Annotated in this window: 7 protein-coding genes and 2 pseudogenes; 4 read left to right on the forward strand and 5 right to left on the reverse strand. The window is 39.6% G+C overall.

Annotation, left to right across the window (positions count from 1 at the left end):
- Positions 1-2: 2 nt before the first annotated feature.
- The gene (locus tag ABD006_RS05125; protein ID WP_343838376.1) at positions 3-884 is read left to right on the forward strand and encodes an accessory Sec system S-layer assembly protein; all 882 of its coding nucleotides are present in this window, start codon (positions 3-5) and stop codon (positions 882-884) included.
- A gap of 177 nt (positions 885-1,061) precedes the next feature.
- On the opposite strand, the gene ABD006_RS05130 is transcribed toward ABD006_RS05125, so the two are convergent.
- The 3 genes from ABD006_RS05130 to ABD006_RS05140 form a co-directional block, all read right to left on the reverse strand.
- Positions 1,062-2,897 (reverse strand): SH3 domain-containing protein, encoded by a 1,836-nt coding sequence (locus ABD006_RS05130; RefSeq protein ID WP_343838378.1) that lies wholly within the window; start codon positions 2,895-2,897, stop codon positions 1,062-1,064.
- A 136-nt stretch (positions 2,898-3,033) separates the two neighbouring features.
- On the reverse strand, positions 3,034-5,166 hold the full coding sequence (locus tag ABD006_RS05135; RefSeq protein ID WP_343838381.1) for a S8 family serine peptidase: 2,133 nt from the start codon (positions 5,164-5,166) through the stop codon (positions 3,034-3,036).
- A 211-nt stretch (positions 5,167-5,377) separates the two neighbouring features.
- Positions 5,378-6,796, reverse strand: coding sequence for an S-layer homology domain-containing protein (locus ABD006_RS05140; protein WP_343838383.1), 1,419 nt, complete (start codon positions 6,794-6,796; stop codon positions 5,378-5,380).
- Positions 6,797-6,945: 149 nt separating this feature from the next.
- Between ABD006_RS05140 and ABD006_RS05145 the strand changes: the two genes are divergently transcribed.
- Complete coding sequence (locus tag ABD006_RS05145) at positions 6,946-9,015, forward strand: glycosyl hydrolase family 18 protein (RefSeq protein ID WP_343838386.1); 2,070 nt, start codon at positions 6,946-6,948, stop codon at positions 9,013-9,015.
- Positions 9,016-9,133: 118 nt separating this feature from the next.
- Here ABD006_RS05145 and ABD006_RS05150 read toward each other — a convergent pair whose 3' ends face one another.
- Complete coding sequence (locus ABD006_RS05150) at positions 9,134-10,888, reverse strand: phosphodiester glycosidase family protein (RefSeq protein ID WP_343838388.1); 1,755 nt, start codon at positions 10,886-10,888, stop codon at positions 9,134-9,136.
- Positions 10,889-11,058: 170 nt separating this feature from the next.
- Between ABD006_RS05150 and ABD006_RS17970 the strand changes: the two are divergent.
- A pseudogene (locus ABD006_RS17970) lies at positions 11,059-11,127 on the forward strand (SEC-C metal-binding domain-containing protein); the annotation flags it as partial.
- Positions 11,128-12,042: a cyclin family protein gene (locus ABD006_RS05155; RefSeq protein WP_343838390.1), complete on the forward strand. Its 915-nt coding sequence runs from the start codon at positions 11,128-11,130 to the stop codon at positions 12,040-12,042.
- Positions 12,043-12,141: 99 nt separating this feature from the next.
- Here ABD006_RS05155 and ABD006_RS05160 read toward each other — a convergent pair.
- Positions 12,142-13,188: pseudogene (locus tag ABD006_RS05160) on the reverse strand (ISL3 family transposase).
- Positions 13,189-13,273 lie beyond the last annotated feature (85 nt).

Raw genomic sequence — 13,273 nt, forward strand, 5'->3', positions numbered from 1 at the left:
TCATGTTTGGAAGAAAGAAAAAGAAAGCGGAAGAAAGTCAGACTGTTACAGAAGATATGCTTCAGGACAATCAGGTTGATGATTCTGTCGAAGGGATTGAAACCGAATTGTCCATCCCTGACGAATGGAACATGCGAAATGAAGATCGTTATGTCTATGCCTTCCATAATACTGTGAGCCCTAAATTGAAAAAGAATCAAATCTCTGTTTACGGAATAGAACTAAAGCCATTAATGAATGATGGATATAGTGTGAATACCTTAATTCGGAGTACAGTAAAGAAGCCGATCTCATTTGGGAATACAAACATTTTACTACTGGATCCTGACAAAAATGTCGTTGCACGTAAAGAATTTGATATGAGTAAATTGGGAACCTTACCCCCTAATTCTGCTCGACCACTTAAATTCACCTTCCGGAAAGAGGATCTCGTAAATAAAGTAGATCTATCTGACAATGATGACTGGGCGATAGCTTTTGAATTAAAGAAAAAGCATCAGCTGGATCTTCCGGATTCATGGGAAAACAAGATTCCCGATGAGACAAAAGCAGGGCTTGAGAAAATCGTGGCCAACGCTTCCCCATTAAAGCCAGGTGAAGTGAACTTTATGGGAATCAGTGCAAATCAGACCGATCAAAAGGATTTGTCCGTAACAGTCCTGATTCGTAATGGTTCAGAGAAAAATATCAGCTTTCAGCAAATCCCATTAGCATTTAAAGATGGCAGTAATGAGGTCATTGCCAAAGGGACCTTTAAACTGGAGGACTTTGAGGTTAAGGCAAACACGAGTAAACCATGGACCTTTATCTTTCCATCATCCATGATTCAAACAGAAGAGCTGGATTTATCCAAATGGCAGGTGTTTCCTGTTAATAATCAATAAACCATACCTGGGGACTGTCCCTCACCACTTTAGAGAACTAAAGCAGCGGGAGACACGAAGTCTTGTGGAGAAGCAATCTCTGCAAGGCTTTTTTGTTTAATCATTCTTAATGAACGCTACAAAACTATTTCAAAGCACAAAAAACTGCACCACCTAAGTGATGCAGCTTGTCCAATCTTATAGTTCTTTAATAAAGTCTCCGTGAACCCAGGCTGGTTCGCCATTATAAATAATTTTGTACCAGTCCCCATCCTTAACAAGGTTTCCTTCATCGTTTAGTACTCCAAATACTACTTCCTTGTTTCCAAGAGAACCGACTACGGTGCCTTCAGGTTTTACCCTAACATTTAAGGAGGTGTCGATTTTTATGGTTTGCAGCAGATTGGTAAAGTCAACATATTTTCCTGATACCCAGCCTGTCTGATTGGCTGTTTTCACCTTATACCATCCGCCATTTTCACCTATGACTTCTAATTTTGTACCCTTGCTTAAGGTTGTGATAATGGTTTCGTATGGCGCTTTACGTATACGTAGGTCAGATGTTGATGTTTTTCCTAATGCACCTCTTAAAGTATGATCAATCTGATAGGCTGCTTCTCCTGTTGGCTTTCTTGATGCAGAAGGCTGATTTTTATATTTTGGTACTTCAAACTGGAGTGCTACGTTTTTATGAAGGTCATCATTTTCAAACATGTTCTCCAGATTCTTAGCTTGAATGACTGCCCACATGACGTGAGTAGCATATTGATGATCGCCAGGGTCTCTTGGATTCCATTTCATCTTGTATAATGTATCCTGACCTTGTCCAATGTACCCATTATTAATAAATGCTGCCCCACCAATGATAGCCTCTTCAGGTGTGAACCATCCTTCTTTGTAAGCATGCTCGGAGCCACATTTTATTGGACAGGAATCAAACGCCCTAATTCCGAATACATTGTACGTTGTTTTCTCAGTGACTTCTTTCCCATCTACTTTTGAAACTGGATATCCAGAAGCTAATGCAGAGGTTCCATTCCCTGTTTCATGTAATGCGTGGGCAATTAAGTATAATTCATTTATACTATACTTCTTTGCTGCTTCTATAAATGCATCTGCCGTACCCTCAAGGCTTCCTTTTCCAGCAAGTATTTTGTTATTGATCTCTTCTGCTGACAATCCAGAGGTTCCAGAAAGAACTAAAAATTGATAGTATGCACTGGTTCCTTTTTCAAAGTTTGCTGGATTTGCATAGTATTTTACTAATTCTTCACTAGCTAAAAATTGACCTGCTCCATCTACTTTTGGGGTCTTTTGCATTTGTCTGTTCATAACATCGGAGAAATTTATATCGTAATTCGTTGTTTTATGTGCATTCGGTACCGTGTTATTGTCATCAGGTACAGTTCCATACTCTTCTATTAAATCCAGGGATGTCATGGTTTTATAGAGAAATGTTGCAAACTGGCCCCTGGTGATTGTTTCGCCTGGTCTAAAATCATCTAATTGATTTGTTATCCCATATTGAGCAAGAATCTTTACATTTACTTTATGATCTTTATAGACATTTTTTAAGTTAATCCCAGGATTGGTTCCATTATCCTGTAGATCAAAGGCTTTGACAATCGTAGTCGCCATTTGCTGTCGGGTTAGTTTATCAGTTGGGCCAAACACTCCATGATTCCCTTTAAAAACACCTGGTGTGACTCCGGCAATTTGTTTGGCGTACATACTATCCATGTCTACATCCTCATAGTATTTGTTAAGTACAGCCTGAATTTCTTCGCTAGTATTAGCCTGAATTTCTTTTGCATTTGTGTTCTTAAGAGCTTCATAAAAGAGTACTGCACCGTGCCGACGAATTAATTTTTCCTTATATCCAAATGTACCATCGCCTTTGCCATTGATGACCCCGATATCTGTCAGTTTCATTATAGCTGGATAATGGGAATCTTCTGGACTCACATCTGAATATCTACTGGTTCCATCTGCATGTACAATGAAAGGAAAAAGTACGAGAATGAACATCATCATTAAAGTTATTAAGATTTTTTGGTTCAACCTAATTTCCACTTGTTGTTCCCCTCCCTTCCTGTAAGTCTCTATTACAATATTAAACTAGTTATCCGACAAAATATAGGGTATTTTTTCATGATTTCTTTAAAAATTCTTATTTTTGCTGCTGAATATAATTATAGAGAAAAACAGAGAAATGTTCCCTGCTAACTTTTAGAGAAGGTCTGAAGGTATTGTCTTCATAACCTTTTGTTATCCCGTTTGCTGCCAAGGTATTGATGACGTCATAAGCAAAATAATCCTTCGATACATCAGAAAAGTCCTGTTCCATGGAACCTGTTAAATCGTAAGCATTAACTACGATAGCTGCCATTTGTGCACGGGTAAGATTATCTTTAGGATTAAATTCACCCTTTAAATTTCCATGTACAATACCTAGTTCGGACGCTTTTGCTATCGCTTTATATCCATATGTGTCCGGATCTACATCCTTATACCCGGGATTCTGAACAACTGCATTTTCAAAGTCTATTCCTTTTTCCTTCAAAATCATCTGAATAGCCTGAAGTCTGGTTACCTTAGCCTCAGGCTTGAATGTACCGTTTGAAAATCCACGGATAATTCCTCTATCATGTAATAGCTTGATAGGTTCGACGTAGCGGTCTACATCAGGGAAAACACTCTTGACATCTTGATTTTTTGCCGCATTTGCTGTTCCGGTTATTTCTATCTCATAAGGCTGACTGGACCAGTGATCATAGAAATCATGGACTTTCAGGAAGTACGTTCCCTTTTCAGCCTGAAATTGATATTGTTCCCCTTCTCCAATATGCCCTTGATCCATTTTATAGCGTTTACCGTTATCATCATATACCGTTCCCACTAGATTAAGAGTAGTAGAATGATTATGAATGTTGATTTCCACAGTTGACGAGGAATCTACTTTAAAACTATACCAGTCCTGATCCATAGGATGGTCTACCTTTTGTTTCTCTGAGGAATTGATACTCTTAGCGTCTGCTTGTGTATCCGGGGCATCCTGTGTCCAATCAGGTAAATTGACAGCTAATGACTTATAGCCATTCACAATCCCATAACCATTTACATTTTCCCACTCTTCCCCGGATTCCGCACCAGCTTCAAGCGCCCACTCAATTTCATAGTTTTTCCAGGAAGGGTGTTCGGCCTTTATGAGACCTGCTAAGGCACTGACCATTGGGGCGGAAAATGACGTACCAGCGGCTGTTGCATATCCTCCTTCATAGTAGGTACTAAAAATATTCACTCCTGGAGCTGTTATATCAACATAATTACCATAATTAGAGAAATCAGCTTTACGGTCGTTTTGATCGATGGCCGAAACACTGATGACACCTGGATATGACGCCGGATATTGGGGCGTGATTACATTGTCATTACCGGCCGCAGCCACAAGTACGATTCCAGCATCATATGCGGCCTTAATCGCCTTTTTCTCTATTAAGCTAGGCTGAGTTGAAGAATAACTCATATTTATGACATCAGCACCCTGTTGCATGGCATAATGAATCCCCTCAACAATGTGCTCTATGCTTAACGTTCCTTTTTGATTTCCGACTTTAACGGGAAGAATTTTGGACTGAAAATCCAGTCCAGTCATTCCCTGTCTGTCTGCATTTGCAGCAATAATCCCGGCAATAAAAGTTCCGTGGAAGTGGTCATCATCAGGTAAGGAATCATTATTGACAAAGTCAAAGCCTGGTAATACGCGCCCTTTTAAATCAGGATGGTTTTTGTTTATCCCTGTGTCGAGTACTGCAATTGTTACATCTGAGGAACCTTTTGTCATCTCCCATGCCTCAGACATATCCATGCGATTTGCATACCATTGCTTGGAATAATAAGGATCTGCAGGAACATAAGAGCTTGTTCTTATATAGACAGGTTCAGCAATAGAAACATCAGGGTCCTGATTGATTTCCCGCAGTTTTTTATAAAAATCTTTGCTTTCTGGTACACGGACTACAATAAATTCGTTATTTTTTAAAATTTTATAGGATTCAACGAGAGTAACCCCGTATTTCTTAGGGTTAAACGCTAAATTATCTAAATTATTGACGACTTCTATAATGATTCTCCGGTCATGAACGGTATTTACATCCACTTCTTTTTCAGCTACGTCTATATTATTCTGTTTCGTTAAGGGCTGCTGTTCTTCCAAGGGGGCTGCAAATAGACGAGAAGGAAATAACATCATGGCAATGAGAAATAATAGCGATATTCTTCTGATTGTTTTATTCTGTCTCATTTTGGCTATCTCCCTTTGTGTATGTCTTTTGTTTGTTGTCACATGCACTTTCTTAGCCGATACATTTTTATTGAACAATTATAAGATTAAAAAAAGAACGAGTCTTAACCCGTTCTTTTCAGTTCTACTCATCCCTTACTAAGTTTATTATACGGATTTCGACAAATTCCGCAATGGGAGTTTAAGGGATTTATAAGATTCGTCTATCAGCTTAGAAATCTACCATTGTACGATAGATAAAGATAGCAAATTGTGACCTTGTAATATCTTCATTCGGACGGAATGGATCGGCAACGGTTATGTCATTTTGATAAATTTTATTTACCGCTTCAGAATTCCAAATTTTGCCTTGATCCTTGAATGTATGAGTTTCAGTTGGTTCGCTATAATAAGAATCGAAAGCCTCTGTCATGACCTGGGCCATCTGAGAGCGTGTTAAATACTCATTTGGACGAAGCTCTCCACCGCCACCGAGAAACTTATGGTATTCAACTTCTCTTAGCTGCTCATAATAATCGTTTGTTTTCTTTACATCATCAGAAATCATTTCATAACTATCCGGCGCGGAAAGATTTAAAATATTATCCAGGATAACCGCAACATGCTCACGTCTTAATTTATCTTTGGAGCCAAAGCTGCCATCCTGATATCCTTGCACATAGTCATTCATTGCGGCAAAGGCAAGTGCCGCTGCACGTTTGTCATCAATCGGATCACTGAACATGAGGTCCTTGCTTTCCTTGTTCAAATAGGCTGAGGCTACCTGACCCGTATCCTCTGCACTTTCCACCTTATAGTACACATAATCGTTATCGATATCGTTTAATTCTTGTGGTTCCCCTTTGATTGTTAAAGGTGTATACGGCCAGAGCTTTTTGTCGGGATTACCGTCATATTCTCCTTTATAAAAGCTGACTGACCCATCTCGCTCATCAATATAGACAATATCTCCCTGTTCATACATTTGCTGACTCGGTGTAACTGTCTCTGTTACATAGCTTTTGCCTTCAGGGAAATGCATCCGGTTATCCCCGTCTTCATAATTGATATCAAACTTAGGAAAATCAAAGTATACATAGTCTGGTGACTCATCCCAGAAAATTAATGAAGCACCTTCTATACGTTTATAGACACCAAACTGGTAAGTGTCACCTGAATTGACATTGGGGTCATTGCCACGTGACAGCCCATTATAGGCCGCTATGGCAAAATACCAATTTTCAAGGATATGACGGCTTCCATTATTTATTTTTGGTGTATCCAAATCCCATTTATTATCTAAAACCTTAGCGCCTACCTCAATATTATACCTAATGTCAGTCTTAAGTTTTTCTTCATTAACGGAAAAATCAATGTTGCCTGGTGTTACTTGCATAATCCCAATCCCGCCGTCAGTTGAAATATAAGGTGACCCATCCTCGTTAAACTGCTTATATCCTGTTTCCTCGTAGGCAATCGCCTTTAAAATTTCTGGCGGAATATCATACTCACGGGCAATATCTGAAATGATTTCTTTCTTTTCCTTAATAGATAGATTACCAGCTTCATAATTTTCTGGTACTAAAGTCAATACTGAAATCGCTGTCAATGTCATAATTAACGTTACTAAAAATGCTTTAAACTTTTTCAAATTTATCCTCTCCCCTATGTAAATCTTCCTGATTCTATTATACGGTTTTCTGCCGGAAATGAAAATAATAGAAAATACTCATTCGTTTAAATTCGACATGGACGTGACATACTAAAATGAACATGGTTACCATGATGGAGTGATATTCAATGGAATTTGTTCACTACAGATTAAAGGAAACCGAACATGGGTATGAAATTTATCTCTATGTAGATCCCAATGATAGTGAGTTTGCCAGAGAATTGGGCGACAGACCTGATGAAATGAAGGAAGACCTAAAGGAAAGAGTACATCAGTTTATTAAAAAAAGAATGCGTGGCGTCCGGATCGTAACGGCCAATATTATGATTGGAACAACCCTTTTAATGGCTGTGCCTTTACAGGACGTAAGTGCGCATGATGCGTCTTTTAATATGTCTTATTTATATTTTGGTAGTACACAGCAAAACATACAATCGGTTGAACAGACAAATGGAAATCTAGACGTGATTGCACCTTCCTACTTTGATTTAAATACGGACGGATCCTTGGCGATCACCAGTAAATTTGATAAAACCTTTGTGGATGAAATGCACAAACGTGGCATTCGTGTCGTTCCATTCGTAAGCAACCACTGGGATCGTGAAGTAGGAAGAGCTGCTCTTGAAAACCGAGAACTCCTGTCTGATCAGATCGCAAATTTTATTATTGAAAACCAGTTAGACGGGGTAAACGTAGATATCGAAAATGTAACAGATGCAGACCGTGATCACTATACCGATTTTGTGCGACTGCTTCGGGAGAAATTACCGGTTGATAAGGAAATCTCCGTAGCTGTTGCAGCCAATCCCAATCAGTGGACAAAGGGCTGGCACGGCTCCTATGATAACGAAGAATTAGCTAAATATGCAGATTATTTGATGGTGATGGCTTATGATGAGCATTTCCAGGGTGGTGATCCAGGACCAGTAGCGAGTATATCCTGGGTGGAAAAGACCATCCAGACGATGATTAACGGAGATAACGTCCCCTCAGAAAAAATTGTATTAGGACTCCCATTCTTCGGACGCTACTGGAATGATGCCGAAAGTACTGGGGGATATGGGGCATCGAACACACAAGTGGAAATGCTGATTTCGAAATATAATGGTGCGGTCACCTTTGATGAACAAAGTCAATCCCCTAAAGCCACGTTTACTATTAAAGCGAGCGATCCAGCTACTACAATAGCGGGAAGAACATTGAAACCTGGAAATTATGAGGTCTGGTACGAAAATAATGAATCCATTCATGCGAAAATCGATCTTGTCCATAAATATAACCTCAAGGGTACAGGATCCTGGAGTTTAGGTCAGGAAAACACGTCTGTATGGAATAACTATGGCATGTGGCTGTCAGACCATGAGCATACGCCAGATAACAGCCCGGATGTTCAAACTGCCGACCAGACCAAAGATTTATTACCCTTTAAGGATACCCGGACGCATTGGGCTCATGATGAAATTCTATATACGTATCAAAAGGACTGGTTTCAAGGGCGGACTGACACAACGTTTGCACCAAACGATGGGTTAACCAGAGCTCAGGCCGCAGCACTGTTTGTAAAAATTTTTGATTTAAAGCCTATTGAACCCCTTGGGAATACAGCAACCTTTACAGATGTGGGGACTGATTACTGGGCCTGGGAGGTCATTGAAATCGTTCAGCAGCATGGGGTGTTTAAAGGACGTTTAGATGGTACGTTTCAACCTCGTTCAGAATTAACAAGAGAGCAAATGGCTGCTGTTCTGGATAATGTTCTATCCGATGTTTATGACCCGGCTAAAGCAAATGAACATGTTTCCTTTCGAGATGTCTCCGAGGACAATGGGTTTTATAATGCTATCGTAAATATGAAACAACAGGGCATCTTTGAAGGTTCTCAGGATGGAACATTCAGACCTGGAGACTCTGTCACAAGAGCGCAAATGGCCGTTGTGCTGACGAATTCTGCTGATAAAATTCATGAAGTCAAAGGTGATTCTCTGTTTAATCAAAACCTAAGATCAGGGAACCAGGGGGCTGATGTTACCCTCCTCCAGATTTATTTAAAGCGGATAGGTTTTTTAGGGAATGTAACAAGTACATTTAACCAGGAAACAGAGGATGCCGTCCGTACCTTCCAGCAGAAATATGGTCTGAGTGTAGATGGAATTTCAGGTCCTGTAACAGCAAATAAATTATTAGACGTCCTGAAGTGATGAGAAAATGCTTGAATGATTAAAGAATCATGGCGGAATCATGTCCTTAACATAGAACAGTCATGATTCCGCCATCCATATTTCTATTTAATTTTTCTATAAAACTAAAAAATCCCAGTCACTCCTTAACTGCCTGATAGGAAAGATACAGAAAAGTAGCAAACTGTCCACGGGTGACAGCCTCCCGCGGCCGATAATTATTAAGCTGATTGGTAATGCCTAAATCTGCTAAAATTTGTACATTTTCTTTATGACTCTTGCCGACATTGCCTAAGTTGATGTCTACATGAGAAGCTTGATATTTTTCAAGGTCAAAGGCATTAACAAGGGTGGATGCCATTTGTTGTCTCGTTAAGGACTGACCTGGTAAGAATTCTCCATCTCTCCCTTTGAAGATTCCATTTTTGTCAACTGCATGAATAAACTCGGCGTATGGATGATCTGTGCTGATATCCTTAAACATTGACGTTTCTTTGGTTAGTTCCTCTGTTTTCAAATCCAGTGCTCTGGTAAACATAATAGCCGCATGAGCACGGGTGAGGCTTTTGCCAGGGCCGAATGAACCATCTTCATAGCCCTTAATCCCTTTATCAGATATCCAATGAACACCTTCATAATGCGTGTCCCCTGGTGATATGTCCCGATAATATAATGATTGTGCTGCCGGTTCTGTTGATATTCCCATTAATATGGTAGAAACCCCTCGTTCAGATCCACCGGAAGGAGAATTCACCACACTTATCTTTTCATCACCTAGTTGTCGTACGGCCATGGTAGTGGATCCACCTCCATCCAGATTCAAAGCATATTCAGCACCTAAATCTACTAAATACCTGGCAAATTCTGATAGATTCATCCCCCGGCTGTATCCTGGCTGGCGGCCATCTACGGTGACAAAAAAGACCTTTTCGCCTGTAGCATCAATCGCAACGGCTGTTCTTGGTGCCACTAATGAAGCACGATAGCTATCCGGATTCATACTTAAAGAGACTTCCCCATCCTTCACAAGTCTTGGCCCGCTTGCCAGCATAAATTCTGAGTGCATCCATTCACTATTTATATCAATGGATAGATTAATAGAATCACCAGCTTCCAAGTTTGAAAGAATTGTTCTTCCGTCTCCATTACCTGAAAGGACAAAGCCATTTTCAGGAATGGCTACATCCGTCTGATCCCCTTTTTTATAAATGGCCACAACCTCTCCGTTATATGTCTCCCCAAACTGTAAATCGGGTGCAGCAGTTGTTTTAATCACAACTTCTCTTCCATATGGATTGGTGTCGGCATAGCCATTATGATAGCTTGATGTATATAAAATGAGATTATCTTTTTTTCTTTCTTTATTATGGCTGGTGATTTCATATGTATGCCCCTGATGTTCAAACATCAAATCAAGATCATACTCTGCGATTTTAGCTTGTCCATTTTTATCGATTCCAAAAGCAATGGATTCGTTTACATAGGCTTCATTTGATTCACCCACTTTGCCCGCGCTAATCAGGCGATTATCTTTGGAAATCAGATTCATGGGTTCTCCGTTACGGGTGTAATAAAAACCCCCATTAATCGCACCCGCAACCTGATGTCCATCCTGATGATATTTCATGGCCTGTGACGTTGTTTCCTGCAATGTGGTTAAAGATGATGGATAGCCAACCTCTACATTCGTATATGTATCACTTAAGTCTATTTCCATGACACGCATGGAATTAGGAGAATCCTGTTGACCTACCTGTAATTCCTGATAGTAAGTTCCACTTGATACCTGGTACTCATCCTTTACCGTTGATGCCTGTATATGTATGGCATGAAATGTAAATCCTAAAATTAACAGACAACATATTAGAAGTCTTAACCTGTTCGCTCTTTTCACTATATGCCTCTCCCCTATTACTTATAGTCCTAGACTTATTTTAACAAAAATATCGACAATTTTTTATATTATTTTTAAAATAAACATAGTTAAAACTTGATGTACTTGAAACACAGGATACTTTAAAGCATAATAAACAAGTGATAAATTGAAACGCGAGGTGCCATAATATGAGCAAGATTCAAAGAAATGAACCCTGTCCATGCGGGAACGGCAAAAAATATAAGAAGTGCTGCGGTATGTTCCAGAGCGATGAAGTGAGCCTGATTAATGAAGAACTGACTCACTTGCATCAGAAGTTCATTTCCTTTTCACAAGACCATTATCAGGAAAAAATTGATAAACTCGTGGAATCCTATCTGAGTCCGGAACTAAAGAAACATAGCGACCTGGCTGATATCTTTAGAATGGGGGTTACAATCTGGATTCTCATAAACGTGTCTTCATTTGAAAATCATCGTACTTTATTAAATCTCTTTCTGGAGCAACAGGATGCACCATTACATCCTCAAACGTATAAGAGAATGGAAAACTGGATAAGTCGACAGCCATCTGTCTATAAAATCTTGAGTACTAATAAAGAAACCCATTATGTAACTATCGAGGATTTAAGAGACCATAAGACTTATTCCATTCGTTACTATGAAGGGAATGAATTTATCGAGGGAAGTGTGCTGATTGGTACACTGGTTCCGTTTATCGAGGCTCAGAACTTCCTTTACAGCATGATTAAGTTATATCCACAAGATGAGGAAAGTGTGCCACAGCTATTGCAGGAATATACGGAAAAGGATGGCGGTTTAGCCGAACATTTCCCTGCCTTTTTAAACGACGCTCTCCTGCTTGGTCACGACGGGGGTGAAACAAACCCACAGTATGAAGAAGTGGTCCAAATATTTGCCGATCACATGGTCGATAAGGAGATGAGTGATGAAGTTATCCTAAAAGGGATTTCTCTTTGGAATCAATACAGCCAGAAGGAACATCCATCTTTGAAAAAGCCGGAATCATACGCAGCAGCTTTAGAGTATTATGTGCAGAAGGTTGTATTGAAGAATGAAACGGTTACGCAATCTCAAATTGCCGAGGAATATGGTGTGCCTCATGGGTCGGTGTCTAATAATTATCGGAAATTGTCTAATGTGTTGGCGTGATTGATAAAGGGATGATTACTTGGGGGCCTTATCATCGGCAGGTAGCATACGAATTACAAGTTCCTAAGTCAAATACTGGGGTGAGCACATCGCTCACTCCTAATTTATGCGATCCGAAATGTTATATTTTGACTGATGATGTAATAACACATTTATTCTGAAGCGGCTAAATAGTCTAAAACCAAATGCATTTCTTTTAATCCAACAGGGGCCAATTGCTTCGCTGTTTCAAACCACAAGCATAAAGCTTTCTTTAAGCTCTGTTTAATTCACTTGATTTTTCCCTGTAGTAATTTATGTACCATAACTGCTTGTCGGTTAAGTTCTCATAATGCTTATAAAACACGTGTTGCATTCGTTTACACTTCTTACGATCGTAATCATCAAACTCAATTTGCACCTTCCGTCGAACTCTTTCTAAAGCCCAATAGATATACCGACAAAAGTGAAATCGATCAGCTACTACAATTGGTCGTCCCAGGGCTTGATCAACAGCTGCTTTGAAGGAATGACTCATATCCATGACGACGAACTCAACGTTATCTCCATGTTCTCGTACATAGGCCATTAGTGTCTCTTTTTTTGTGGTCTTTCTAAATCTCTAATGGCTTTCTTTCAACCGAATCGGCAATAACGGTTTGTTACTTTTCGCCACTTGCATCTCCCTTATATTCATCTATCGCAATAACCTAAGGTAACTTCTTTGTTTCACTTAACATCGAAGCACTAACCTGATCAAAACGGCGCATAACCGTTGTAGGAGAGGTGTCGAAGCGATCTGCGGCATCCTTAAAGTTCTTACCATTGATTAACTCACTACCTATCGCCTGGTTAAACTATAGAGACTGCCTATGATAACGCTCCACAATCGAATTATCTTCATAAAACCGTTTACCGCAGTTTTCATTTTCACAAACATACCGACGTTTTTGGTAAAATAAGACTGTTCGTCTACCAAAAATATGATTATGTTTAATCTTTTGTACACGGTAATCATGGACTCGATCCGTAACTTGTCTACAACACGGACATTGGTGAGGTACACGCTCCAACTCCACATGAAGTTGATAGTACGCGGCTTTCTCGAATGTTGGTAATGATAAACTCTCCTAATCCTGGTAAAGAAAAATTAGAATGCAATTGCACGCATCTCCTTTTTGTGGTTGTTTATTGGTCTAAACAAAGTCTAACAAAATTAGGAGATTGCGTGTTTTCTTATGCCCCGAAAAGT

It is taken from the genome of Salinibacillus aidingensis (genome assembly GCF_039522525.1).
Classification (GTDB): Bacteria; Bacillota; Bacilli; order Bacillales; family Alkalibacillaceae; genus Salinibacillus; species Salinibacillus aidingensis.